Annotated in this window: 24 protein-coding genes and 3 pseudogenes; 15 read left to right on the top strand and 12 right to left on the bottom strand. The window is 59.5% G+C overall.

Going from position 1 to position 23,395, the window contains the following annotated elements; all coding sequences use genetic code 11:
- The first annotated feature begins 96 nt into the window (after positions 1-96).
- A complete protein-coding gene (locus tag U367_RS0127660; RefSeq protein ID WP_028619455.1) occupies positions 97-930 on the top strand; it encodes a hypothetical protein in 834 nt (277 codons plus the stop codon).
- A gap of 141 nt (positions 931-1,071) precedes the next feature.
- Here the strand turns inward: U367_RS0127660 and punC are convergent.
- A pseudogene (punC, locus tag U367_RS0127655) lies at positions 1,072-2,112 on the bottom strand (purine nucleoside transporter PunC); the annotation flags it as partial.
- A 167-nt stretch (positions 2,113-2,279) separates the two neighbouring features.
- On the opposite strand from punC, the gene punR reads away from it, so the two are divergent.
- Positions 2,280-3,203, top strand: a complete 924-nt coding sequence (punR, locus tag U367_RS0127650) for a DNA-binding transcriptional activator PunR (RefSeq protein WP_028619453.1) — start codon at positions 2,280-2,282, stop codon at positions 3,201-3,203.
- Here the strand turns inward: punR and U367_RS0127645 are convergent.
- Entirely contained in the window at positions 3,184-4,353 is a 1,170-nt protein-coding gene (locus U367_RS0127645; protein WP_028619452.1) for an aspartate aminotransferase family protein, read from the bottom strand. The genes punR and U367_RS0127645 overlap by 20 nt on opposite strands.
- A gap of 102 nt (positions 4,354-4,455) precedes the next feature.
- On the opposite strand from U367_RS0127645, the gene U367_RS0127640 reads away from it, so the two are divergent.
- The gene (locus U367_RS0127640; protein WP_028619451.1) at positions 4,456-5,361 is read left to right on the top strand and encodes a LysR family transcriptional regulator; all 906 of its coding nucleotides are present in this window, start codon (positions 4,456-4,458) and stop codon (positions 5,359-5,361) included.
- Here U367_RS0127640 and U367_RS01000000130350 read toward each other — a convergent pair.
- Together U367_RS01000000130350 and fabV are read right to left on the bottom strand one after the other, a co-directional pair.
- Positions 5,358-5,981: pseudogene (locus U367_RS01000000130350) on the bottom strand (HAD family hydrolase). The gene U367_RS0127640 and the pseudogene U367_RS01000000130350 sit on opposite strands and share 4 nt — an antisense overlap.
- Before the next feature lie 155 nt (positions 5,982-6,136).
- Entirely contained in the window at positions 6,137-7,330 is a 1,194-nt protein-coding gene (fabV, locus tag U367_RS0127630) for an enoyl-ACP reductase FabV (protein ID WP_016975302.1), read from the bottom strand.
- Positions 7,331-7,639: 309 nt separating this feature from the next.
- Here fabV and U367_RS0127625 point away from each other — a divergent pair, with 309 nt between their 5' ends.
- Positions 7,640-8,464, top strand: a complete 825-nt coding sequence (locus U367_RS0127625) for an aspartyl/asparaginyl beta-hydroxylase domain-containing protein (protein WP_028619450.1) — start codon at positions 7,640-7,642, stop codon at positions 8,462-8,464.
- Positions 8,465-8,614: 150 nt separating this feature from the next.
- Positions 8,615-9,988 carry a nucleotide 5'-monophosphate nucleosidase PpnN gene (ppnN, locus tag U367_RS0127620; RefSeq protein WP_025856956.1) on the top strand — a complete coding sequence of 458 codons (1,374 nt, stop codon included), beginning with the start codon at positions 8,615-8,617 and terminating at the stop codon, positions 9,986-9,988.
- Position 9,989: 1 nt separating this feature from the next.
- On the opposite strand, the gene U367_RS0127615 is transcribed toward ppnN, so the two are convergent.
- On the bottom strand, positions 9,990-10,382 hold the full coding sequence (locus tag U367_RS0127615) for a RidA family protein (protein ID WP_028619449.1): 393 nt from the start codon (positions 10,380-10,382) through the stop codon (positions 9,990-9,992).
- Positions 10,383-10,527: 145 nt separating this feature from the next.
- On the opposite strand from U367_RS0127615, the gene U367_RS0127610 reads away from it, so the two are divergent.
- From U367_RS0127610 to U367_RS0127600, 3 genes are all read left to right on the top strand, one after another.
- Positions 10,528-10,785: an AbrB/MazE/SpoVT family DNA-binding domain-containing protein gene (locus tag U367_RS0127610; RefSeq protein WP_028619448.1), complete on the top strand. Its 258-nt coding sequence runs from the start codon at positions 10,528-10,530 to the stop codon at positions 10,783-10,785.
- Positions 10,782-11,177, top strand: a complete 396-nt coding sequence (locus U367_RS0127605; protein ID WP_028619447.1) for a PIN domain-containing protein — start codon at positions 10,782-10,784, stop codon at positions 11,175-11,177. Before U367_RS0127610 ends, U367_RS0127605 begins: the two co-directional genes overlap by 4 nt.
- 101 nt (positions 11,178-11,278) lie before the next feature.
- Positions 11,279-11,623 (top strand): hypothetical protein, encoded by a 345-nt coding sequence (locus tag U367_RS0127600; protein ID WP_032864541.1) that lies wholly within the window; start codon positions 11,279-11,281, stop codon positions 11,621-11,623.
- 25 nt (positions 11,624-11,648) lie between these two features.
- Here the strand turns inward: U367_RS0127600 and U367_RS0127595 are convergent, their stop codons facing one another.
- Together U367_RS0127595 and U367_RS0127590 are read right to left on the bottom strand one after the other, a co-directional pair.
- A complete protein-coding gene (locus U367_RS0127595) occupies positions 11,649-11,978 on the bottom strand; it encodes a YXWGXW repeat-containing protein (RefSeq protein WP_028619445.1) in 330 nt (109 codons plus the stop codon).
- A gap of 177 nt (positions 11,979-12,155) precedes the next feature.
- The gene (locus tag U367_RS0127590; protein ID WP_032864540.1) at positions 12,156-13,052 is read right to left on the bottom strand and encodes a LysR family transcriptional regulator; all 897 of its coding nucleotides are present in this window, start codon (positions 13,050-13,052) and stop codon (positions 12,156-12,158) included.
- A gap of 99 nt (positions 13,053-13,151) precedes the next feature.
- On the opposite strand from U367_RS0127590, the gene U367_RS0127585 reads away from it, so the two are divergent.
- Positions 13,152-13,823: an NADPH-dependent F420 reductase gene (locus tag U367_RS0127585; protein WP_028619443.1), complete on the top strand. Its 672-nt coding sequence runs from the start codon at positions 13,152-13,154 to the stop codon at positions 13,821-13,823.
- A 65-nt stretch (positions 13,824-13,888) separates the two neighbouring features.
- Here U367_RS0127585 and mqo read toward each other — a convergent pair whose 3' ends face one another.
- Positions 13,889-15,535, bottom strand: a complete 1,647-nt coding sequence (mqo, locus tag U367_RS0127580; RefSeq protein WP_028619442.1) for a malate dehydrogenase (quinone) — start codon at positions 15,533-15,535, stop codon at positions 13,889-13,891.
- A 482-nt stretch (positions 15,536-16,017) separates the two neighbouring features.
- Between mqo and U367_RS0127575 the strand changes: the two genes are divergently transcribed.
- The gene (locus U367_RS0127575; protein WP_028619441.1) at positions 16,018-17,205 is read left to right on the top strand and encodes an MFS transporter; all 1,188 of its coding nucleotides are present in this window, start codon (positions 16,018-16,020) and stop codon (positions 17,203-17,205) included.
- Between the two features lie 94 nt (positions 17,206-17,299).
- Here U367_RS0127575 and U367_RS1000000132495 read toward each other — a convergent pair whose 3' ends face one another.
- Entirely contained in the window at positions 17,300-17,521 is a 222-nt protein-coding gene (locus U367_RS1000000132495) for a hypothetical protein (protein WP_058424535.1), read from the bottom strand.
- Between the two features lie 145 nt (positions 17,522-17,666).
- Positions 17,667-17,957, bottom strand: coding sequence for a DUF6124 family protein (locus U367_RS0127570; protein ID WP_028619440.1), 291 nt, complete (start codon positions 17,955-17,957; stop codon positions 17,667-17,669).
- A 287-nt stretch (positions 17,958-18,244) separates the two neighbouring features.
- Between U367_RS0127570 and U367_RS0127565 the strand changes: the two genes are divergently transcribed.
- From U367_RS0127565 to tal, 4 genes and pseudogenes are all read left to right on the top strand, one after another.
- Positions 18,245-18,487, top strand: coding sequence for a CopG family ribbon-helix-helix protein (locus U367_RS0127565; protein WP_028619439.1), 243 nt, complete (start codon positions 18,245-18,247; stop codon positions 18,485-18,487).
- A pseudogene (locus U367_RS01000000130345) lies at positions 18,477-18,760 on the top strand (type II toxin-antitoxin system RelE/ParE family toxin). The gene U367_RS0127565 and the pseudogene U367_RS01000000130345 overlap by 11 nt, the downstream one beginning before the upstream one ends.
- A gap of 83 nt (positions 18,761-18,843) precedes the next feature.
- Positions 18,844-19,830, top strand: coding sequence for a tRNA dihydrouridine(20/20a) synthase DusA (gene dusA, locus U367_RS0127555; protein WP_028619438.1), 987 nt, complete (start codon positions 18,844-18,846; stop codon positions 19,828-19,830).
- 249 nt (positions 19,831-20,079) lie between these two features.
- A complete protein-coding gene (gene tal / locus U367_RS0127550) occupies positions 20,080-21,006 on the top strand; it encodes a transaldolase (RefSeq protein WP_016975287.1) in 927 nt (308 codons plus the stop codon).
- Positions 21,007-21,117: 111 nt separating this feature from the next.
- On the opposite strand, the gene rssC is transcribed toward tal, so the two are convergent.
- Both rssC and rssB read right to left on the bottom strand, forming a co-directional pair.
- Positions 21,118-21,600: an anti-sigma factor antagonist RssC gene (rssC, locus tag U367_RS0127545; RefSeq protein ID WP_003172602.1), complete on the bottom strand. Its 483-nt coding sequence runs from the start codon at positions 21,598-21,600 to the stop codon at positions 21,118-21,120.
- The gene (gene rssB / locus U367_RS0127540; RefSeq protein WP_028619437.1) at positions 21,600-22,781 is read right to left on the bottom strand and encodes a two-component system response regulator RssB; all 1,182 of its coding nucleotides are present in this window, start codon (positions 22,779-22,781) and stop codon (positions 21,600-21,602) included. Before rssB ends, rssC begins: the two co-directional genes overlap by 1 nt.
- Positions 22,782-23,057: 276 nt before the next feature.
- On the opposite strand from rssB, the gene U367_RS0127535 reads away from it, so the two are divergent.
- Positions 23,058-23,354, top strand: a complete 297-nt coding sequence (locus tag U367_RS0127535) for a PilZ domain-containing protein (RefSeq protein WP_028619436.1) — start codon at positions 23,058-23,060, stop codon at positions 23,352-23,354.
- Positions 23,355-23,395 lie beyond the last annotated feature (41 nt).

Below are 23,395 nucleotides of genomic sequence, written 5' to 3'. Positions count from 1 at the left end.
TAGAGTTGTATACAATCAATCGAACAAGTTACCCTCCATCGGCGTTACAAAAACAATCCGGCCGTGATGAGCCAGAACGCCAAAGGACCCAGAACAATGAAAAAGGCACTACAGGGCGCAACCGTCGCACTCACCCTGCTCGGCGGCGGGGAGGCCGTCGCGCTGGAATGGATGAATAACAGCGTAGGATTTCGCTACGGCCAGCAGTTCACCAATCCGAATAACCCCGACGAATTCAGCAAGCGTATCTACAGCTTCACCCACGCCAGCGGCTACCAGTACGGCAGCAATTTCCTCAACCTCGATGTGTTCCTGTCCGACAGCCGCGACCCACGCAAGGGCACCGATCATGGTGGGAGTGAGGTGTACGCGGTATATCGCCATCAGCTGTATGCATCGCGGGTATTCGATGTGCCGCTGGGCACCGGCCTGGTCAAGGATTACGCGCTGACCCTGGGGTTTGACGCCAACCGTAACAACAACTTCGCCTCAGCCAAGAAACGCGCACTGGTCATCGGCCCGACGTTGAAGTTCAACACCGTCGGCGTACTTGACCTTAGCCTGATGTACTACAAGGAAAGAAACCACACCGGCATCCCCGGCGCGAAGGAGTCGAACCACACGTTTGACGACACCTACATGCTCAACCTGACGTGGATGCGGCCCTTCGAAATCGCCAACCATGCGGCGAAATTCCAGGGTTTCATCAATTACGTCGGGGAAAAAGGCGAGGACTACCATGGCCGCAATACTGCGCCGGAAGCCCTGATGCGCACCGCGCTGATGGTGGCGGTGCGACCGGGCAAAAGCGTCAAGCCAAACCTTTACCTTGGGGTGGGTTACGAGTATTGGCATAACAAGTTCGGCGTAGATGGCGGCCGGGGTAGCCGCACATCGACGCCGACGGTGAATATGGAAATCACCTTCTGACTGCAGAAACCCAGCTCCCACAGTTTTGACCGCGTTGTCACTTCAGATTCGAGCCAGTTCGGAGCGATCGGTTTTCGGCCTCGCCAGCCAGTAACCCAACACCGCCAGTGGCGCGGTCGCCAGCATCACGATTACGGTAATCAGCAGCGGTTGCTCGATCATCGACGACACCAGCAGGCTGCTGAGGAAACACAGACCCAGTTGCAGGGTGTTTTGCAATGCCGCCGCCTTGCCGGAATTTTCCGCAAACGGCATCAGCGCATTCGCCACGACGATGGGGTAACTGGCACCGTTGACCAGCGCCATCAAGCAGAACGGAATCAGCAAGGTGGTGAGGGTCGGCACCGTCAGCGTGGCAACCAGATACAACGCCACCATGCTGATGCAATACGCCAGCAGCAACCAGGGCAACAAGGTCTTGCCCTGGAAGTGCTGCAACGCGCTGCGGCAACTGTAGCCACCGACCAAAAACGCCAATGTCGGCAATAGGTAACTCAGGCCAATGTCATTTGGGCTGTAGCCCATGTCGCCCAGGATGAAGGGCGAAGCCGTCAGCCAGGCGAAGAAACTGGCCGAGCAAGCGGCGAAGATCATGACGTTGCCGGTAAACACGCGAGACGTCAGTAACTGCCCATAACCGAGGCGCGAACGCTCGCTCTTTTCTGACGGAGGTTTCGCCACCGTGCGCAAAAACAACGTCGGTAGCAGCAACAGCAATGAGACGCCCAGCAATACACCGAAGATCGCCTGCCAACCAAAGTGATTCAGCACCATCGCGCCCAACAGCGGCGCCAACGCAGGCGACAACGACATCAGCGGCATGATGCTGGCGAACACACGATGAGCCTTATCTGCCGGGTAGCGATCGATCACCAGCGCCTGCCAACTGACGGCGGCGGAACACACGCCGATCGCCTGGATGAAGCGCAGCGCCAGCAATTGCGGCGCGGTCTCGACCCAGAACATCCCCGCACAGCCCAGTACAAACAGGCTCAGGCCGGCGAGCAGGACGGGCTTACGCCCCAGGCGGTCGGACAATGGCCCCCACAACAACTGCCCCACGGCAAATCCGGCGAGGAAAATACTCAAGCTGGCGCCTACCGCGCCTGCGCCAATCTGCAACTGCTCGCCCATAGCGCCGAACGCCGGCAGATACATGTCCATGGCGAGGTAACCGAGCATGCTCAGCCCCGCCAAATACCAAGTGAAACCAAAAGAATTTTTCATTGAAGCCTTGTTGATCTTGCCATCAAACTATTTGCTGACTGGCGCCCATTATGAGGCTGACAGTTTCTCTGTGAAGCGATAATAATTGGACACTCTTATCAATAAATTTGAAGGCAGCCGCCATGTGGTCTGAATATTCCCTGGATGTGGTCGATGCCGTGGCGCGCCATGGTAGCTTCAGCGCCGCCGCTCAGGAACTGCATCGCGTGCCGTCGGCCGTCAGTTATACCGTGCGCCAGCTGGAAGAATGGTTGGCGGTGCCATTGTTCGTGCGACGCCACCGGGATGTGGAGCTGACGCCCGCCGGCCGCCTGTTCATCGACGAAGCCCGTGGCGTGATGAAAAAAATGCTCGGCACCCGACGCCTGTGTCAGCAGGTCGCCAATGGCTGGAGCGGCCAGTTGAAAGTAGCCGTGGATTCCATCGTCAAACCCCAGCGCTGCCGGCAGTTGGTGCTGGATTTCTATCGACAGTTTCCCGAAGTCGAGCTGCTGCTGGAGTACGAGGTGTACAACGGCGTGTGGGATGCCCTGGCAGATGAACGTACCGACATTGTGATCGGCGCCACCAGCGCAGTACCAGTGGCCAGTCACTTCACCTTCCGCGATATGGGTTTGCTGAACTGGCTGTGCGTGGTCAGCGCGCGACACCCGCTAGCCAGTCTCGAAGGGTTGTTGAGCGACGATCAACTGCGCCCCTTTGCCTCGCTGTGCATGACCGACACCTCGCGCAACCTGCCCAAGCGCGACACTTGGACATTGGATAACCAGCGACGCCTGGTGGTCCCCAATTGGGCTTCTGCCCTCGACTGCCTGCGCGACGGTCTGTGCGTCGGCATGGCGCCAGCGCATCAGGTGTTGCCGTGGATCGAGCGCGGTGAACTGGTGGCACTGCAATTGAGCCGGCCGTTTCCGGCCAGCCCGTCGTGTGTGGCCTGGGCGCAGAACAAGCTTTCACCGGCCATGGCGTGGTTGTTGGAATACCTGGGCGACACCGAAACAATGAATCAGGAGTGGCTCAACGGCCCTACGCCAGCAACCGAGTAATGGCCCGTACGATCATCTCGACCTCCTTGGTATCCAGGGTCAGCGGCGGCAGTAGGCGAATGATCTTGCCCCGCGTCACGTTGATCAACAGCCCATGCTCCTGGGCGGCACGCTGCGCCAGGTCCCGATACGGGTTGGCCAGCTCGATACCGATCATCAACCCCTGGCCACGAACCGCCAGGACCTGCGGATGCTCACTCAACTCCACGCGCAACCGCGTCAGCAAGCGCTCGCCCTGTTGCGCAGCGTTCTGCAGCAAACCTTGTTCTTCGATGATGTCCAGCACAGTGCACCCCACACGACACGCCAGCGGGTTGCCACCGAAGGTGCTGCCGTGACTGCCCGGCGTGAACAGTTGGGCCACGGCAGATCGTGCCACACAGGCGCCGATCGGCACGCCATTGCCCAGGCCTTTGGCCAGGGTCATCACGTCCGGGACAATGCCCTCATGCTGGAAGGCGAACCAGGTGCCGGTGCGGCCGATGCCGGTCTGGATCTCGTCCAGCATCATCAGCCAGCCATGGCGTGTGCAGTGATCGCGCAAGGCTAACAGATAGCCCGGCGGCGCCAGCAATACGCCACTTTCTCCCTGGATGGGCTCCAGCAGCACTGCGGCGATACGCGGGCCAAATGCCTTGGTAATCGCTTCCAACGCCGCCAGATCACCAAAGCGCACCTTGAGAAAATCCCCCGGCAGCCGCTGGAAGCCCAAGCGCACCGAGGGCCCATCGCTCGCGGCCATGGTGCCGAGGGTACGGCCATGAAAGGCGTTCTCCATCACCACCACCAACGGCTCTTCGATGCCCTTCTTCCAGCCATGCAGACGCGCCAGCTTGAGCGCCGTTTCGTTGGCTTCGGCGCCGGAATTGTTGAAGAAGGCGCGATCCAGGCCCGACAGCTGAGTGAGGCGCTGGGCCAACCGCTGTTGCCAGTCGATGCTGTAGAGGTTGGAGGTGTGCAACAGCAAGCCCGCCTGTTCGCTGATCGCCGTCACCAGCCTGGGGTGCGAGTGTCCGACATTGGTCACCGCCACACCGGCAACCGCGTCCAGGTATTCACGCCCTTGCTGGTCCCACAAGCGCGTGCCCAGGCCGCGTGTGAAGCTCAGGGCCATGGGTTGGTACGTGGTCATCAGGCAGGCGGCGGTCATGGTGCGGTCTCCAGTGCATCGTAGTGATGGCTGCAGTATCGTTAGCCACCTTAGCTGGATAAACTGCGCATTCCTGCAATGACTTTAAATCAAGGCTTGATAATGGATCTGTTCCAGGCAATGTCGGTGTACGTGAAGGTGGTCGAGACTGGCAGCATGACGGCCGCGGCTCATGCCTGCGGGATGTCCACCACCATGGTCGGCAATCACCTGCGTGCCTTGGAGCAGCGACTCGGCGTCAGCCTGCTCAAACGCACCACGCGCAAACAGAGCCTCACGGAGTTTGGCGGGCAGTATTACCAGCGTTGCCTGGAAGTGCTGGGGCTGGTGGCCGATTCAGAGCAACTCGCCGAGCAAGTTCACAGCGATGTCCCCAAAGGAAATCTGCGCATCACTGCGCCTCCCGTGTTCGGCACCGAACGCCTTACACCCGCCTTGAGTGAATTTTCCCGACGCTACCCGCTGATCAACCTGTACGTGGTACTAAGCAATGAGCGGATGGACCTGGTCGACAGTGGCTTTGATGTGGCGATCCGTCTCGGCGAGCTGGAAGCCTCCAGCCTGATCGCCAGGCCAATGCAGGACTACACCCTCACCCTCTGCGCCTCACCTGAATACCTGGCGCGACGGGGCACGCCGCAAACGCCCGATGACCTGCAACAGCACGACTGCCTGGCGTTCGCCTACCCAGCGAGTGACAACTGGCGCGACGCCGACAAACTGTGGCGCATGACCGGCGAGGGCGGCGAGGTGGAGGTACCGGTCTCCGGCTCATTGACCATCAACAGCTCGCAAGGCTTGCGCCAGGCGGCCGTCAACGGCATGGGCATCATCATGCTGGCCGATGCCCTGGTACAACCGGATCTGGAGAGCGGCAAACTGGTGGCCTTACTCACCACCTATCGACTGCCCAGCCGCCCCATGCACCTGCTCTACGGCCAAGACCGTTATCGGCTGCCCAAACTGCGCGCCTTCGTGGATTTCGCCATAGAGAAGTGGGCGCGCTAGAAGCCCACGCCCAACTCACGCAGGCGCGCAGCGGTGCGTTCAGCCGACACATGGTGAATCCCCTGCCAGCCAAGGGCGATGGCCGCTTCGATATTGCCGGCCACATCATCGATAAACACCACTTCCGTCGGCTGGATATCCGACAGGTGCGCACGAACCTAGTTTAGGCTGGCGTTGTAGATCGCAGCGTCGGGCTTGATCAGTTTCAGCTCGCCGGACACCACAATGTCGCGAAAATATTGAAGGAAGGGGTAGTTGGCCCGCGCGTAGGGGAAGGTCTCAGCGGACCAGTTGGTGAGCCCGAACAGCGGCATATCGGCCTGGTGCAGTGCCTCGAGAATCGCCACGCCTTCCGGTAGCGAACCACGCAGCATTTCGTGCCAGCGGTCGTAATAGGCCTGGATCAAGTGTTCATGGTCTGGGTGCTGCTTGATCAGGCTGAGGGTGCCGTCGGCCAGGGAGCGACCGGCGTCTTGCTCGGTGTTCCAGGCCTGGGTACAGATGTTGTCGAGAAACCGTTGCCGTTCGTGATCGTCGACAATCAGCTTGCGGTACAGGTGCTGCGGGCTCCAATCGAACAGGACACCGCCGAAATCAAAAACCACTGCACGAATCGTCATTAGATCCTCCGTTAGTACGCGTTGATAGCGCACGGAGTCTGGCATATCGGAGGGATCAGGCGCTGATCAAAAATGTGTAGGAGGGTTATGAGATCAGCCTTTTTTGCAGGCCATAAAAAACGGCCCCGAAGGGCCGTTTTCTCAAACCGGATCGCTTAGGCCTGGATCAGGCCGTTGATCTTCACGGTCGGGTTCACGTCAGCGTCATAGTCCACGCCGTCGATTTCAAAACCGAACAAACGCAGGAACTCCGCCTTGTAGCCGGCAAAATCACTGATCTCATTGACGTTGTCGTCGGTGACCTGGTTCCACAGAGCTGCCACGGCGTCCTGGACCTTCGGCTCCAGCTCGGCCAGGTCGGCACGCAGGCGGCCGTCGGCGTCGAGTTTCGGCTGGCTGCCGTACAGGCTGTCCTTGAACAGACCGTAGACCTGCTCGATGCAACCTTCGTGGGTGCCCTGCTCTTTCATCACTTTGAACAGCAGCGACAGGTACAGCGGCATGATCGGGATGGCCGAGCTGGCCTGGGTGACCACAGCCTTGAGCACCGACACACGGGCGTCGCCCTTGAGTGCCGCGAGGTTATCGCGCAGGGTCAGGACTTTCTTGTCTAGGTCCTTCTTGGCTTCGCCGATGGAGCCGTTCCAGTAGATATCCTGGGTCAGCTTTTCACCGAGGTAGGTGAACGCCGTAGTCTTGGCGCCTTCGGCCAGCACGTCGGCGTCACGCAGGGCGTCGATCCACAGCTGCCAGTCTTCGCCGCCCATCACTTTGACGGTGCCGTCGATTTCTTCCTGGGTCGCAGGCTCCAGCGTGGTGTCGACCACAACGCCCTTGTCGGTGTTGATACCGCGCAGGGTCACGGCCTTGCCGATCGGCTTGAGGGTGGAGTTGTGCACCACGCCTTGTGGGTCGGTACGGCGTGGCGCGGCCAGGCTGTAGACGACCAGGTCGATCTTGCCCAGATCTTTCTTGATGGTTTCGATGGTCAGGCGCTTGATCTCGTCGGAGAACGCGTCGCCGTTGATGCTCTTGGCGTACAGGCCTTTCTCGACGGCAAACTTCTCGAACGCGGCGCTGTTGTACCAGCCGGCGGAGCTCAGCTTGCCTTCTTCGCCTTCTTTCTCAAAAAACACGCCCAGGGTGTCGGCGCCGCAGCCAAAGGCAGCACTGATGCGCGCGGCCAGGCCGTAGCCGGTGGAAGCGCCGAGGACCAGTACCTTTTTCGGGCCGCCTTCGATGACGCCGTGTTGAGTCACGTAGTCGATCTGCTCTTTGACGTTCGCTTCACAGCCAACAGGGTGAGCGGTCACACAGATGAAGCCACGAACCCGCGGTTTGATGATCATAAAATTTCTGCCTCTTCCAAGGTGCCGAAGGCCAATGGTGGCCATTCAACTTCAATCGTACCGGTCTATGACGTCCAAAAAACCGAAGCGTCACGATAGTCGCAAATCTTCTGTTTACAAAATCCAATCCACTCAGCGCTACAAGGGTTAAAAACTGTGTAAAGCCTTCACAATTTCGCAATATTTAAAACGCCTATCCAGCGCCGAACGCCTTATCATGACGTAGTTGTTTCAATATGTTTCAAACCCCTACCACTCGCAGCCAGGGATCCGGACCTGTCGAATGGCGTCCTGCTGGAGCTGAGTTACATGAATAAGCCTGCTTTGCGTAAAAAAGCGGTATCGGTCGCCTGGGTATTCGGCGTGCTGCTGATTATGGATATCTTCCCCGAAACCACCTTGGTATTTCTTGGACTGGTCGTGATATGCGGCATTTACGACTTTCTGCGTAATGGTCTGTATGACGCGCCCACCGCCAAGAAGTACTTTATTGGCAGTGGCCGCAATACCTGGCTGCTGGCACCGTTCAACACCCTGTTCGACCTGTTGAGTTCGCGTAACCGACACGTTTACAGGATGAACGACCTGCCGCCTGCCTGGCGTGCAGACCTGCAACAGGTGCTCAATGACGCCATGGCCCACAAGGACGAAATCATCGGTTACCTGGACGCACGCATGGCCGAGAAGAAGCGCGGCATGTTGTTTTTCCAGTGGTATGGCCAACCCATCGAGACCACGCTCGACATCCCGCAGCTGCGCAAAAAACTACCGTTCGTGAAGACCATCGGTGTGTCGGTATTCAATGAAAACCGCTCCACCTCCTTTCACTTCGGCCCCCTGCGCATGATGTTCCGCGTGCTCTACAACATGGCTCCGGCGCCCCATCACGAGGGCGTCTACATCCAGGTGGGCAAGCACAAGCACTACTGGCATGACGACCCGCTGTTTATTTTCGATGACACGCTGATGCATGCGTCTTTCAACAAAAATGATGCCAAGCGTTACTGCCTGTTTATCGATATCGTGCGGCCGACCCCTGTGCCCCTGGTTCTCAACGCCGTGATCGCTGGGTTTGCCGGCCTGGCCTTTACCCTGCGTCGGGTTTTCTACAAAAACTGGAAGCTGATTCAGTGAGTTCTGCGGCATGATGGTGCTGGACGGTGTTTGCGCTCGGCCCTGCGCCTGAGGTAAATATCCGTCTCGTGCGACCGAATTCGGCGCCCATCATTCTCAAGCCATCGCAGCCCCTCGCGGGTGCGGTGGCTGCGCTTTCAAGGAATCAGAATGCCCCAACGTCAAGTCATCAATGCCTCCGTCAGCCCCAAGGGCAGCCTCGAAACCCTGTCCCAGCGTGAAGTCCAGCAACTGAGCGAAGCCGGTACCGGCAGCATCTACACCCTGTTCCGCCAGTGCGCCCTGGCGATCCTCAACACCGGCGCGCACATCGACAACGCCAAGACCATCCTCGACGCCTACAAAGACTTTGAAGTGCGCATCCACCAGCAAGACCGTGGCGTACGCCTTGAACTGTTGAATGCCCCGGCCGACGCCTTCGTCGATGGCGAAATGATTGCCAGCACCCGTGAAATGCTGTTCAGCGCCCTGCGCGACATCGTTTATACCGAGAACGAACTGGACAGCCAGCGCATCGACCTGAGCAACTCCCAGGGCATCACCGACTACGTGTTCCACCTGCTGCGCAACGCCCGTACGCTGCGCCCGGGTGTCGAGCCGAAGATCGTGGTGTGTTGGGGCGGGCACTCGATCAATACCGAAGAATACAAATACACCAAGAAAGTCGGCCATGAACTGGGGCTGCGCAGCCTCGACGTGTGCACGGGCTGCGGCCCTGGCGTAATGAAAGGTCCTATGAAGGGCGCGACCATTTCCCACGCCAAGCAACGCATTACCGGCGGGCGCTACTTGGGCCTGACCGAACCGGGCATCATCGCTGCCGAAGCGCCGAACCCGATCGTCAATGAGCTGGTGATCCTGCCGGACATCGAAAAACGCCTGGAAGCCTTCGTGCGTGTAGGCCATGGCATCATCATCTTCCCAGGCGGCGCCGGCACGGCCGAAGAGTTCCTGTACCTGCTGGGCATCCTGATGCACCCGGACAACCGCGACCTGCCGTTCCCGGTCATCCTCACCGGGCCGAAACACGCAGCGCCGTACCTGCAGCAGTTGCACGCATTCGTCGGCGCCACCCTAGGCGAAGCGGCGCAGGCGCACTACCAGATCATCATCGACGACCCCGCCGAAGTGGCGCGCCAGATGACCGCCGGCCTCAAGGCGGTGAAGCAGTTCCGTCGCGAGCGCAACGACGCCTTCCACTTCAACTGGCTGCTGAAGATCGACGAAGGCTTCCAGCGCCCGTTCGACCCGACTCACGAGAATATGGCCAGCCTGCAACTGAGCCACGCACTGCCACCCCACGAACTCGCCGCCAACTTGCGCCGTGCGTTCTCCGGGATCGTGGCGGGTAACGTGAAGGACAAAGGCATCCGCCTGATCGAGCAGAACGGCCCGTACGAAATCCACGGTGATCCGGCCATCATGAAGCCGCTGGACGAGCTGCTACAGGCGTTTGTCGCCCAGCACCGCATGAAGTTGCCGGGCGGCGCGGCGTATGTGCCGTGCTATCGCGTGGTGCAATAAGTCAGCGCTGCACCGCCACGCATTTGATTTCCACCAGCAGGCCGGGGTGCGCCAGTTCGGACACCCCAATGGTGGTCCAGGCGCAATGCCCGCGTGGGAACAGGCGGTTTTTCACGTCACGGAAAACCGCCATGTGCTGGCTCATGTTGACGTGGTAGGTGGTCATGTCCACCACGTCGTCGAAGGTGCAACCACCCTCTTCCAGCACCTGCCGCAGATTCTCCCAGGCCGCGACGAATTGCGCCTCGGGGTCCTCGATCACCGCCAATGCAGCCGTACGCCCGACCTGCCCTGCGCAGTACAACGTCTTGCCCACCTTGACCGCGGGCACGTAGCCGGCGCGCTCGACGATTGAGTGCATGGCGCGAGGGATGATGAGTTGGCGGTCGGTCATGGCTTGTATCTCTTTAAGCCCGGCAGGCGGGCACAGTGGGGACTAGTGTTTTACCTGTTCCGACTAACCCACACCAGATGAGCACCCTATGGACCGACGGATATTGTCCTCTGTCATTCCTTACCCTAAGGTAAGGAATATCACGATGGAGATCTTCAACATGGCTATCGCTACACTCACCTCAAAAGGTCAAATCACCATTCCTGTCCAGGTCAGGACTGCCCTCGGCCTGGAAACAGGGGATCGGGTTGAATTCGTAGAAATGGAAGCTGGGCAGTTTTCCATCATTGCCGCGAGCAAAACGGTGCATGACCTCAAAGGATTGATCCGCAGCTCCGCCAGGGCCGTCTCCATCGAAGAGATGAACCAAGCCATCGCAGCGCAGGGGGCAAAAGCCGGATGATCGGGCTGGATACCAATGTGCTGGTGCGCTACGTCACCCAGGATGATCCCGTTCAATCTGCCAAGGCGTCCGAACTGATCGAATCGCTGACCACTGCCTCGCCGGGCTTTGTCAGCCTGGTCTCCATCCTGGAATTGGTGTGGGTGCTGCAAAGCTGCTACCAGTCGGCCAAAAGTGATGTGGTGATGGTACTGGAGACCCTGCTGCGCACCCGCGAATTGACCGTAGAACATGCCGAGATCATCTGGCAGGCGCTGCGCAAGTTTGTGGCGAACAAGGCTGACTTTGCAGACTGCCTGATCGAGCGCTGCGCCCATGCCGCCGGTTGCGAGTACACGGCAACCTTCGACCTCAATGCGATCAAGACCACAGGCATGAAGCGACTGGTCTGAACCGCAGCATTGCGGCAGCGGACGGGCTTTGATACAAACCGTTTTTTACCTTGATCGAGAGAAAGACCGACGTGCGCACGTTTCTACTCGCCGCCCTGGCTATGGCTCCCACTCTCGCCCTGGCCGATGCCATCGCCTGGCCCGATCTGCCAAAAACCTGCTTCGTCAGCGGCCGCTCCGCCACCAGTGCGGATGTCGACAGCGGTTGCGCCGCCTTCCTGATCAATGTGAAAGGCCAGGCCGCGGGCACGCCGATCAAGCTGGATATTCCCCAATACGCGCTGCACATCGACGAAACCACCGGCAAGGAAACCCCGGTTATCCTCATCCAGGCGGAGGAGAACGGCGAGGTCAAGGCCGTGGGCTACCGGGAACTGGGCACCGACCAACTCGGTGCCGCATTGTTGCGAGAGGTTCGGCTGCTGGGTACCCACAAGCCGACCTAACGCTACTTGCCAATGAAACCTGGGCTCAGCGAACCCAGCCACCACCCTGCCAGTGATACCCGTCATTACGCTGCACCCAATGCGGATGCACGTAGCGATAGCCTTCGCGTACCGGCTCCCAGTGACCATGTACAGCCACATATCGCCCGCCGTCCCAGCGCCAATAACCACGCGACCATATATAGCCGTAGCGTACGGGTGGCTCGACTTCGATCACTTGCATCGGCGGCGGTTGCGGCGCGATGACTTCCACATACTCATGTTGCACCGGCCTGCGCTCATGCACGATGCGCTCTTGAACACACCCGGATGCCGCGACGACCATGGCCGCCAATGCCCCATAACGTAGCCACATAGAAAAACCCTCGGACGCTGACGCCCAGTACCTGCACCGCTAGAAAATGCCCCCTTGTTGCAGCCTCGCTCCTGCTTGGCTCTGGAGTATTGTTAACAGGTGGCGTCTGTCAGGTTGCTGAACCTGAGGGCGTTGCGTTCATGAGGTAGACGAAAGGCTCGTCGGGTACTTGAATGCTCAAACCGGACCGAAACGCGCCAGCACTGCCTCGACAAATCGCCGCAACTTGGCGGTGCGCTGCCGATTTGCGGTGTAGACCAGATGCATTGGCCGGCTCGGTGCCTCAAAGTCCGGCAGCACCTGCACCAACTCACCGCGGGCCATTGCCGTACGCAAAAAATCCTGGGGGCCGAGAACCATGCCAAAACCGTCCAGCGCCGCCGACATCAATGCCCGGCTTTCGTTGATCTGCAGACGACTGGTCACCTGTACGCTGTACAGCGTCGAGCCTTGATAAAATATCCACTCGCGGTCCGCCGGGCGTGACCAGAAGGCATAGCCCAGGCATTCGTGACGTTCCAGGTCTGCCGGCACCTGCGGCGTACCCCGCGCAGCCAGGTACGCAGGCGAAGCACAGACCACCAGGCGATAAGGCGCCAGTGGCCGGGCTGTCAGGCCGGTGGTCGCCAATGGACCGATCCGGAAGGCTGCTTCATAGCCCTCTTCCACCAGGTCGACGAAGCGATCCGTCAGGTGCAGGTCGATTTCCACGTCCGGGTTATCGCGCAGGAATGCAGTAATCAGTGGCATCAGGCTGTAGGAACCGAAGGTCACAGGCGCGGTGATCTTCAGCTTGCCACGCGGCGTGTCATTCATGATTTGCGCCAGCGAGTCCGCAGCTTCGGCCTCCGTAAGGATATGTTTGCAACGTTCGTAGTACGCGCTCCCCAACTCCGTGAGGCTCTGCCTGCGCGTGGTGCGATTGAGTAACCGCGCACCGAGGCGCTGCTCCAGCGCGGCAACGTGTTTGGCCACCATTTGCGCCGACATGTGCAAACGCTCGGCGGCGCGAGCGTAGGAGCCCAACTCGGCGGCGATCACAAAGGCATTCATGCTCGATAGACGGTCCATCATTCCCTACTCCCAGTAACAACACTCACGCCATAGTGCTTATTTATCGCCATTTGGTTGCCAATCATCATAGCGGCTTCCCCCTTTATCAGGAGCAAGACCATGAAGATTGGCGTGATTGGAGCCGGTTTTATCGGGCGCGCCGTGGCACAGCGGGCACTGGCGGCCGGGCATGAAGTGATGTTGAGCAACTCTCGCGGCCCGCAGACCATGAGCAGCGTGGTAAGTGGCATACGCGGCGTCAAAGTGGGCAGCGCAGAAGATGCCGCACAGTTTGGTGACGTGGTGCTGGTGGCGATTCCGTTTGAACACTACCGAAAAGTCCCGGCGCAGTGGCTGGCAGGCAAGACCTTGCTCGACGCCAACAACTACTACCCGGAGCGCGACGGTCATTTCCCCGCGCTGGATCGATTTGAAACCACCACCAGCCGGCTGCTCGCCGAACACTTCACCCACTCAAAGGTGATCAAAGTGTTCAACGCGATTTTCGCCGCGGACATTACCGATCATGCTCGCCCCCACGGCGCACCTGACCGTCGCGCATTGCCGGTGGCCGGCGACGACGCTGTCGCCAAAGCGCAGGTGATCACCCTGCTCGACGAGCTGGGCTTTGACGCCGTCGATGCCGGCAGCCTGGATGAAAGCTGGCGGTTCGAGCGGGCCAAGCCCGCGTATTGCGTGCCGCTGGACCAGCCCGGGCTGAAGGCGGCCCTGGCCGCGGCCGAGCGTACGGTCGAACTGCCGCCGGTCGACCGCGAGCACACCCGCGCTTAAACACCGCCCCACAAAAAAGCCCGCTGACCGTTACCGGTTCAGCGGGCTTTGTGCATCAGCCTGGCTTACAGCGCCAGATCAGACGCCGGCTTGCTCGGCTCAGCCGAGGGCTTGGCAGCCTCGGTGGCCTTGGGTGCAGCCATTTGCGGAATCACAGGCGGCGTAGGCAGTTGCAGGACTTCGGCGGTGTAGGCCCATTCCTTGGCAACCGCTTCCGGGCTGTCGTTCAGCTTGGTGCCGTAGCTCGGTACGATCTGGTGCAGCTTGGCCTGCCACTCAGGGGTCGCGACCTTGTCCTTGAACACTTTCTGCAGCACGGTCAGCATGATCGGGGCAGCGGTGGACGCGCCTGGCGATGCACCCAACAGGCCCGCGATGGTGTTGTCGGCGGAGCTTACCACTTCAGTGCCGAGTTTCAGGACACCGCCCTGCTCCTCGTCACGCTTGATGATCTGCACGCGCTGACCGGCTTGCCACAGGCGCCAGTCGGATTGCTTGGCGTTCGGGAAGTACTCTTGCAGCGCCTTGAAGCGGTCGTCGTCCGACAGCATCAGTTGGCCGGCAAGGTACTCGACCAGTGGGTATTCACGAATACCGACTTTGGTCATTGGCCAGATGTTGTGGGTGGTGGTGCTGGTCAGCAGGTCCAGGTACGAGCCTTCTTTCAGGAACTTGGTCGAGAAGGTCGCGAATGGGCCAAACAGGATCACGCGCTTACCATCCAGCACGCGGGTGTCCAGGTGCGGAACCGACATCGGTGGCGCGCCAACCGAAGCCTTGCCGTAGGCCTTGGCCAGGTGTTGCTCGGCAACGGTTGGGTTATCGGTCACCAGGAACGAACCACCTACCGGGAAGCCAGCGTATTCCTTGGCTTCAGGAATGCCCGACTTCTGCAGCAGGTGCAGTGCACCGCCGCCGGCGCCGATGAACACGAACTTGGCGTCGGTTTCGGTCTTGGTGCCGTCTTTCAGGTTTTTGTAGCTCACACGCCACGAACCGTCGGCGTTCTTGGTGATGTCCTGCACTTCGCTCGACAGTTTCAGGTCGAACTTAGGCGTGGTCTGCAGGTGAGCGACGAACTGGCGGGTGATCTCGCCGAAGTTCATGTCGGTCCCCAGCGGGCTCCAGGTGGCCGCGATTTTCTGGTTCGGGTCACGCCCTTCCATCATCAGCGGAACCCACTTGGCGATCTGCGCCGGGTCTTCGGAGTACTGCATGCCAGCGAACAGCGGGCTGGCCTTCAGGGCTTCGTAGCGTTTTTTCAGGAACTTGATGTTGTCATCGCCCCACACGAAGCTCATGTGCGGTGTGGTGTTGATGAACGAACGCGGGTCCTTCAGCACACCCTGGCGGACCTGCCAGGACCAGAACTGACGGGAAATCTGGAACGCTTCGTTGATCTCGACCGCTTTCGGGATCTCAACGTTGCCGTTCTTGTCTTCCGGGGTGTAGTTCAGCTCGGCCAGGGCCGAGTGACCAGTACCGGCGTTGTTCCAGCCGTTGGAGCTTTCTTCGGCCACGCCATCGAGGCGCTCGACCATCTCCATCGACCAGCCCGGCTCCAGCTCATTGAGCCAGACACCCAGGGTTGCACTCATGATGCCGCCGCCAATCAGCAGCACATCGACTTTCTTTGCCTCTTCCGCGTGAACGGAGCTGATCCCCAGCGACAAAGCCAGCCCCAGCAGGGCAGTGTTTACTTTTTTAAACATCAGTAGCACCTATGATAAAACGCCATCCGCCCTACCGCCCCTGATCATGGGCAACCCTCCATCACGCTGCGCCAGGCAACGCACCGCGGGGTTTGCACATTCACTCGGGGACCGCAGGGTGGGCACACAAGGCCGACGTATCGACCTCACTTTTATGTCCCTTCTGCGCTGACTTCTTATCATTATTGGCTTCAGCTACCTGGGCGACAGCCAATCGCTGGGACGTATACGGATGTACGCACCAGAGAGAGACTAGACCAAGACGGCGCGCAGAATATCACGGCAAACAGCGTTTATGCGCCGTTTGGCCAATTGACAGCTCTAAATCGCGGCTTTTAACACGTCGATGTCAAGCCTGGCAGGCGCGACGTGGGGTCACAGGCCAGGAACTCTCACGCAAAAGGCTGTTCTAGACACCTTTGTCGCTGCTTGCGTAGCATCGGCGGCTCTCCTTCGTGCAATCCATCCCAATAGAGTTACCCATGACTATCCAGCAAACACCCGGGCACGTGCTGCCTGCGCGCAGCGCCGCCAAAATGGAAGCGGCCATGGCCGTGGGCGCCTTCGCAATCGGTACTGGCGAATTTGCCATCATGGGGCTGATGCCCGACATCGCGCAGAACCTGAACCTCAGTGAGCCTCAGGTCGGCCACGCCATCAGCGCCTACGCCCTGGGCGTGATGGTGGGCGCGCCACTGCTGGCCATTCTTGGCGCCAAGCTGCTACGCAAACACATGTTGTTGCTGCTGATGGGCCTGTACGCCTTGGGCAACCTGGCCACCGCCTTCACCCCGACCTTCGGCTCACTGGTGGCCTTCCGCTTCATCAGCGGCCTGCCCCACGGCGCCTACTTCGGCATCGCCGCCGTGGTCGCCTCCAGCATGGTGCCCAACGACAAACGCGCCGGCGCCGTAGCCCGCGTGATGATGGGCCTGACCCTGGCCATGCTGCTCGGCAACCCCATCGCCACCTTCCTCGGCCAACACCTGGGCTGGCGCTCGGCGTTTGCACTGGTCAGCGTGATTGCCCTGTGCACCATTGCCCTAGTCTGGCAGTTCGTGCCGGATCGCCGCGACGAACCGCGCAGCGACCCACGCAAGGAATTGCGTGCGTTCACCAAACCGCAGGTGTGGATGGCGCTGTCCATCGGCGCCATTGGCTTTGCCGGGATGTTCTGCGTGTTCAGCTATTTGGCGCCGACCATGCTGGAAGTGACCAAAGTGTCGCCGCAGTGGATTCCGTTTGGTCTGGCGGCGTTCGGTGTCGGCGGGATTATCGGCAACATTGCGGGCGGCAAGCTGTTTGACCGCCTGCAATTTCGGGCGGTTGGCTGGATTATGGTGTGGTCGATGGCCGTGCTGATCTTCTTCACCTTCGCTGCCAGCTCACTGTGGAGCGTGCTGCTGGGCATTGGCCTGGTCGGCACCATGATTGCCATGGCTGCGCCGCTGCAAATCCGCCTGATGGATATTGCCCATGAAGCGCCGAGTTTGGCGGCGGCTTCCAACCATGCGGCGTTTAACCTGGCAAATGCGCTGGGCCCGTGGTTGGGTGGGATGGCGATTACGGCGGGGTATGGGTGGACGAGCACCGGCTACATTGGCGCCGCTACCGCGTTGGTCGGCCTGGGCATCTACCTGATCGCCCGCCGCATGAAGGGCGGCCACTGACATTTCCCGCCCCAACCTCAGTGCCAATGTGGGAGGGGCTTGCCGCCGATAGCAATGGGTCAGTCACCACCCCAGTGACTGCCCCACCACCCCATCAATCATCATGCAACAGCCCTGACCCATACTCCCCATAACTACTTCCCAGCCCACTGCCGCCGAAATTCATCTTGGCGGCTTTGCTGGGGCTATGGTCCCCAAACGCCTGGCATCCGCCTGAAAAACAAGGGTCACTGCTCACGCCGGCCGACCCTGTCGAACACGCGCCCAACAGCAACGTACCAGCAACCATCACGACTTTAACGAGGTTCGAAATCATGGTTTCAGTTCCCTGTGGAATGGAGGCGCGGAGGTCCTCTCTTGAAGAGGATCGTAGACCTCAAAAGCGCCGGGAATGATGAAACTTTGCGGCGTGACAGGATGGGTTCAGGTTGCCCCTTGGGGTAAGGCGGCGGGGTTGGGTGTCAGGCGGTGGCCTTGCAGGCGGCAGGTGCGACGTGTTCCTGGGCTCGGTCGATGAGTAGAGCACTTAGATCGATGAGTTGTTGGATGCCCAGGACAATGGCGCGGTGCGGGTCTTCGAGGTCGAAGGCCAGATTGGCGGCCATTTGGTTCGCGGATGCGAGGTTTTCGGCGGCGTTGGCCAGGAGGGTTTCGGTGTCGATGTTGGGGCTGACCAGGAACAAGTTGCCGGTTGGGTGTTCGGCGGGCGCACTGTTTTGATCGACATAAGGATTGTGTGATTTGTTAGGCATGGGCGAAGCTCCAAATATTTCTGGGAGTCAAAACGCCTTAGCAATACGGACTTCCACCTCCGACCGCCGGGTTTACAGCGGCTTGCGGAGGTTAGCGATGGGTGGTCTGAGGGGCAAGCCGAAAGAAGAGTAGGAAGTTTTTCCCGAATGCCCTCAGACCAAATCGATAAAACCACGATGCTCTGAATTGAGGTTAATAGCTCTGGATACAACTCGCGACGACCTGCTGATTCAAGCCAACGATCCACAGTGTAAGATGCCCACAACCATCCACCACCGAGATCGCCATGACTGGAATCTCCCTAAACCTGCCGGAAGACCTGCCCAACTCTCTTGCCGACTTGGCCAAAAGCAACGGCCAGACTGCGACCTACCTGGCGATGGACGTTCTTCGCGACTACATCGAGCATGAAAAAACCCTGACCGCTCAGATCGAGTTGGCAGTGAAAGAAGCCGACCAAGGCAAATTTGCCACCGACGACCAAGTGGCAGCCATGCGTGCTAGACGCTGGAGTCGGAATGCGGGTTGAGTGGCTTGAAAAAGCGCTCAAACATCTGGAAGACGAAGCGAACTATATCGCTCTCGAAAATCCAAGGGCCGCTGACGACTTCTCCGATGCCATTTTCGCCAGCGTCGACAAACTGGCTCAATTTCTCCCTATGAATCGTGAGGCCGGGTCAAAAACACCCGAGAATGGGCAGTACCCAATTGGTCATATCTGATTCCGTATCGGGTACGCGGTGATCGCCTGCAAATCCTCGGCGTATTCCATACACGGCAGCGTCCACGTTCGAAGTGGTGAATGCATGAAACAGAGCTCTCAGACAGCCAAGATGCTTCCCTGATAAACTGCTCGACATTCGCCTCGTTGACTCAGATCCCCCAATGCCCCTACAAACCGCCCCACTCTCCCGCCGCTTCTCCGTCGCACCGATGATGGATTGGACCGACCGCCACTGCCGGTTCTTCCTGCGCCTGCTCTCCAAACACGCCCTGCTCTACACCGAGATGGTCACCACCGGCGCAATCCTCCACGGTGACCACGACCGTTTCCTGCGTCACAACGAAGCCGAGCATCCACTTGCACTGCAGCTGGGCGGTAGTGTTCCGGCTGATTTGGCGGCTTGTGCTCGCATGGCCGAAACCGCCGGTTACGACGAAGTAAACCTGAACGTCGGCTGCCCAAGCGACCGCGTACAAAACAACATGATCGGCGCAATCCTGATGGCGCACCCAGCCCTGGTTGCCGATTGTGTGAAGGCCATGCGTGACGCGGTATCGATTCCGGTAACGGTAAAGCACCGTATCGGCATCAATGGCCGGGACAGCTACGCCGAGTTGTGTGATTTCGTCGGGACGGTGAAGGACGCAGGCTGCACCAGTTTCACCGTACACGCGCGGATTGCGATTCTGGAGGGGTTGTCGCCGAAGGAGAACCGCGACATTCCGCCGTTGCGTTATGAGGTCGCGGCGCAGTTGAAGCGGGATTTCCCTGAGCTGGAGTTTATTCTCAACGGCGGGATCAAGACGCTGGAGCAGTGCCACGAGCATTTGCAGACGTTTGATGGGGTGATGCTGGGGCGGGAGGCTTATCACAATCCGTATTTGCTGGCGGAGGTGGATCAGCAGTTGTTTGGCAGTGAAGCGCCGGTGATCAGTCGGGCGGAGGCGTTGGTGCAGTTGCGGCCATACATTGCTGAGCATTTGGCGACCGGCGGTTCGATGCACCATATCACTCGACATATTCTGGGGTTGGGTACCGGTTTTCCGGGGGCGCGCAAGTTCAGGCAGTTGTTGTCGGTGGATATTCATAAGGCGAGTGATCCGTTGGCATTGCTGGATCAGGCGGGGGCTTTGCTGGAGGGCCGATGAGGGTCAGTTGATATAGGGGGGTCGGGCTGCCGTCATCGCTGGCAAGCGAGCTCCTACAGTAGATAGAGTCGCCAGTAGCAGTTGAGTTGAACCTGCCAGCCGTTTTGCCCTCCTATTGAGCAGTACGGCCGGTCTTTCAAACGGCTGTTTTCAGGTTGTTGCCCTCGCAAACGATCGAACGCATTTGCGCCCTTGAGCGCCTGCCAGCGCTCGGGTAATGTCATCAGACCCACAGGACAGAGCACGCCCATGACTTCCAAGCTGGAACAACTCAAGCAATTCACCACTGTCGTTGCCGATACCGGCGATTTTTCCACCCTCGCCAAGCTCAAGCCACAAGACGCCACCACCAACCCTTCCCTGCTGCTCAAGGCTGCGTCGATTCCGGGCTATGCCAAGCTGCTGGATGAGGCCGTGCAAGACTGCAACGGTGACGTGGGTCTGGCCAGCGACCGTTTTGCGGTGGCGGTGGGTCAAGAGATTCTCAAAGTGGTGCCAGGCCGTATCTCCACCGAGGTAGATGCCCGCCTTTCGTTCGACGAAGCCGCTATTCTCAAGCGCGCACACCGCCTGATCGAGCTGTACGACAAAGCCGGCGTTGGCCGTGATCGCGTGCTGATCAAGATCGCTTCCACCTGGGAAGGTATCCGCGCTGCCGAGAAGCTGGAAAAAGAAGGTATCCAGACCAACCTGACCTTGCTGTTCTCCTTCGCCCAGGCTGTGGCCTGTGCAGAAGCTGGCGTGTTCCTGATCTCGCCGTTCGTGGGCCGTATCTACGATTGGTACAAGAAGGCCAACGGCAACGACTACACCGGTGCTGAAGATCCGGGCGTGCAGTCGGTGACGCGCATCTACAACTACTACAAGGCCAATGGCTACAAGACCGTGGTGATGGGGGCGAGCTTCCGTAACCTGAGCCAGATCGAAGAGCTGGCTGGCTGTGATCGCCTGACCATCAGCCCGGACCTGCTGGAGAAGCTGGCAGCGGATGAAGGCAAGCTGGAGCGCAAGCTGTCGCCAGGCCATGCCGGTGAAGCCCGCGTGCACCTGACTGAAGCGCAGTTCCGCTGGGAGTCCAACGAGGACGCGATGGCGACTGAGAAGCTGGCGGAAGGGATTCGTCAGTTTGCTCGCGACCAAGAGAAGCTGGAGGCGTTGCTGACAGCCAAGCTGTAAAAGGCAGCGACTGCAAAAAGGGCGGAACCTGTGAGGGCTCCGCCCTTTTTTATGCTGCCTGGACTGACGCCGTCGCTGGCAAGCCAGCTTCTACATAGGGGGAGTGGTTCGTCAGTGGCGTTCGAGGGCGTTGACGAGGTCGTGGAAGGCTTCGCGGTTGGACTCGTTGAGGCCCATCAGGATCTTGTGCGCTTCCAGCACCTTGACCCGAACGACTTCTTCGGACTGGTCTTGCGAAGGCAGGTCGGTCAGGCATTCCGGGCACGGAATCGGGCGATCAACGATGTTGAACACCTGGTCGAAGCCCATGGACTGCAACAGACGGGTGATGTCTTCGTGGGTGGTGACCACAGTCGGCAACAGGCCAACCTTCTGCCGAGACAGAATGGACAACTTGGCCAACAGGCCCAGGGTGGTGCTATCGATGCTGCGGGTTTCGGTCAGATCGATCACGATCGCCGAGAAGTTCAGCGCTGTGAAGATCCGCTCAATCGTCGCATCCAGCGCCGAACACAAGGTCAGGCGCACTTCACCGACAAATTTCAGGACGAAGGTCCCGTCTTGCTCGGCGAATTGGATTCTTCCGGTACTCATCAAAGATTCCTGCTCAACACCAATAGGGCGATATCATCCGGCATCTCCCCTAGCGTGGCCAATCCAAAAACCTGCCGCAGGCCATCCAGGCTGCCGCCCGCCGACTTGACCTTTTGGGGCAAGGCGGCTTCTTTCTCTTTGAGTGTAGGCTCTGGAAGCAGGTCCAGGATGCCGTCTGACATCAGCGTGAGGCTGAACGTCGGCGGCAGCTCCAGGATATGGTCTTCGTAGGTGGCTTCATTGAACAAGCCCACCGGCAGACCACGGCCTTCCAGGTAACGCACACTCTCTGGAGTGTATAAAACCGGCATCGGCAGGTGACCGCCGATGCTGTAGGTCAAAAGACCGGTTTCTTCATCAATCACGCCGCCGACCATCGTTACGTGCTTGCCCAGCTTGCAGCTGATCAGGCCCCGGTTGATGTGGCCCAGCACCTCGGAGGGGGTAAACTCCGGCAAGGTGCCATTGCGCTTGGATTCGAACAGCAGCCGTGTGGTCATGAACTTCAACAACACGGTAACAAAAGCAGAGGAAGCACCGTGGCCGGAGACGTCGGCCAGGTAGAACGCCACACGTCGCTCATCCACGCGGAAATAGTCGACAAAATCACCCGACAAGTACAGCGACGGGATGATCTGGTGGGCAAACTGGAAGTCGTCGATGGTCCAGGGGCTGACCGGCAACATGTTCATCTGCACCTGGCGACCGGCGTTCTGGTCTTCCTGGAGCAGGTTAAGGCTGGCTTCGAGTTCGCGGTTGGCGGTTTCGAGCTTTTCACGGTAGCGCTGGTTTTCCACCAGCAGGCGTGCACGATCCAGGGCACGGCGCACCGAGTGCTCCAGCACCGCCAGGTCTTCCAGGGGTTTGATCAGATAGTCGGCGGCACCTAGGCGCAGCGCTTCGACGGCATCGTTCATCACCCCGGCGCCCGACACGACAATCACCGGCGTCTGCGGGGCGAGTTCAGTCACCTGGCGAATCAGCTCCAGGCCGCCCATCTGGGGCATGCGCAGGTCGCAGATCACAAGGTCGGGCTGGTCGCGCTCGAATACCTGGAGACCCTGTTGGCCATTGCTGGCCTGCAGGACGCTGAAGCCACTGTCTTCCAAATAGGCCGCGAGGCTCGCGCGCACTACTTCGTCGTCATCGATTATCAGCAGCGTGGCACTGGTTTTTTGCATGTGGGCAAACGGCGCCAGAATTAGGTTGGCGTAGGTGGCGCGACAATGGCCGGGCTCACTTACTGGATTCGCTTTCTAGCCTCTCTGTCCTACAAAGCATAGGGATTTTTCCCATGCACAACGGTAAAGCAGAGGTGCCCTTCTAAGGCGCAGACGGTACTCCCATCCGTCAGGGGTTTCAAGCTCATGCCGATGGTCGCCGGGCGTCTTTACACCGCAAATCACCGGGAGTTATAAGAACAGGCACGACCACAACACAAAGTAAGGATGGAGCCCATGAGCGAACACGAGCGCGACTACGCCGAAAAACGCGATTTCATCCGCATGCGTGTGGATGCCGATGTGTCTCTGATCCATGCCGGGCAAGAGATTGCCGGGGTTTGCGTGGACCTTTCCAGCTCCGGCATGCAAGTGCAGGCGCCGCGCCAGTTCAACGTTGGCGACCGGTTGACGGTGCGCATCGATTCGGAGCACGCGGCGCTCAAGGGCCTGGAGGCGGACACAGAGGTGGTATGGACCAAAACCAGCGGTGACGACCAGCACCTAGGCCTCAAGATCCTGAAAATGCGCTGAAAACCGCGCACGAAAAAGGCGACCGCAAGGGTCGCCTTTTT

The organism is Pseudomonas canadensis (assembly GCF_000503215.1).
Lineage (GTDB): Bacteria > Pseudomonadota > Gammaproteobacteria > Pseudomonadales > Pseudomonadaceae > Aquipseudomonas > Aquipseudomonas canadensis.
This window is presented reverse-complemented; position numbering and strand designations above follow the sequence as displayed.

Excerpts from the sequence above, each read along its gene's own strand:
- U367_RS0127660 (WP_028619455.1), top strand. The coding sequence starts at position 97 with ATGAAAAAGGCACTACAGGGCGCAACCGTCGCACTCACCCTGCTCGGC.
- punR (WP_028619453.1), top strand. The coding sequence starts at position 2,280 with ATGTGGTCTGAATATTCCCTGGATGTGGTCGATGCCGTGGCGCGCCAT.
- U367_RS0127645 (WP_028619452.1), bottom strand. The coding sequence starts at position 4,353 with ATGACCGCCGCCTGCCTGATGACCACGTACCAACCCATGGCCCTGAGC.
- U367_RS0127640 (WP_028619451.1), top strand. The coding sequence starts at position 4,456 with ATGGATCTGTTCCAGGCAATGTCGGTGTACGTGAAGGTGGTCGAGACT.
- fabV (WP_016975302.1), bottom strand. The coding sequence starts at position 7,330 with ATGATCATCAAACCGCGGGTTCGTGGCTTCATCTGTGTGACCGCTCAC.
- U367_RS0127625 (WP_028619450.1), top strand. The coding sequence starts at position 7,640 with ATGAATAAGCCTGCTTTGCGTAAAAAAGCGGTATCGGTCGCCTGGGTA.
- ppnN (WP_025856956.1), top strand. The coding sequence starts at position 8,615 with ATGCCCCAACGTCAAGTCATCAATGCCTCCGTCAGCCCCAAGGGCAGC.
- U367_RS0127615 (WP_028619449.1), bottom strand. The coding sequence starts at position 10,382 with ATGACCGACCGCCAACTCATCATCCCTCGCGCCATGCACTCAATCGTC.
- U367_RS0127610 (WP_028619448.1), top strand. The coding sequence starts at position 10,528 with ATGGAGATCTTCAACATGGCTATCGCTACACTCACCTCAAAAGGTCAA.
- U367_RS0127605 (WP_028619447.1), top strand. The coding sequence starts at position 10,782 with ATGATCGGGCTGGATACCAATGTGCTGGTGCGCTACGTCACCCAGGAT.
- U367_RS0127600 (WP_032864541.1), top strand. The coding sequence starts at position 11,279 with ATGGCTCCCACTCTCGCCCTGGCCGATGCCATCGCCTGGCCCGATCTG.
- U367_RS0127595 (WP_028619445.1), bottom strand. The coding sequence starts at position 11,978 with ATGTGGCTACGTTATGGGGCATTGGCGGCCATGGTCGTCGCGGCATCC.
- U367_RS0127590 (WP_032864540.1), bottom strand. The coding sequence starts at position 13,052 with ATGATGGACCGTCTATCGAGCATGAATGCCTTTGTGATCGCCGCCGAG.
- U367_RS0127585 (WP_028619443.1), top strand. The coding sequence starts at position 13,152 with ATGAAGATTGGCGTGATTGGAGCCGGTTTTATCGGGCGCGCCGTGGCA.
- mqo (WP_028619442.1), bottom strand. The coding sequence starts at position 15,535 with ATGTTTAAAAAAGTAAACACTGCCCTGCTGGGGCTGGCTTTGTCGCTG.
- U367_RS0127575 (WP_028619441.1), top strand. The coding sequence starts at position 16,018 with ATGACTATCCAGCAAACACCCGGGCACGTGCTGCCTGCGCGCAGCGCC.
- U367_RS1000000132495 (WP_058424535.1), bottom strand. The coding sequence starts at position 17,521 with ATGATTTCGAACCTCGTTAAAGTCGTGATGGTTGCTGGTACGTTGCTG.
- U367_RS0127570 (WP_028619440.1), bottom strand. The coding sequence starts at position 17,957 with ATGCCTAACAAATCACACAATCCTTATGTCGATCAAAACAGTGCGCCC.
- U367_RS0127565 (WP_028619439.1), top strand. The coding sequence starts at position 18,245 with ATGACTGGAATCTCCCTAAACCTGCCGGAAGACCTGCCCAACTCTCTT.
- dusA (WP_028619438.1), top strand. The coding sequence starts at position 18,844 with ATGCCCCTACAAACCGCCCCACTCTCCCGCCGCTTCTCCGTCGCACCG.
- tal (WP_016975287.1), top strand. The coding sequence starts at position 20,080 with ATGACTTCCAAGCTGGAACAACTCAAGCAATTCACCACTGTCGTTGCC.
- rssC (WP_003172602.1), bottom strand. The coding sequence starts at position 21,600 with ATGAGTACCGGAAGAATCCAATTCGCCGAGCAAGACGGGACCTTCGTC.
- rssB (WP_028619437.1), bottom strand. The coding sequence starts at position 22,781 with ATGCAAAAAACCAGTGCCACGCTGCTGATAATCGATGACGACGAAGTA.
- U367_RS0127535 (WP_028619436.1), top strand. The coding sequence starts at position 23,058 with ATGAGCGAACACGAGCGCGACTACGCCGAAAAACGCGATTTCATCCGC.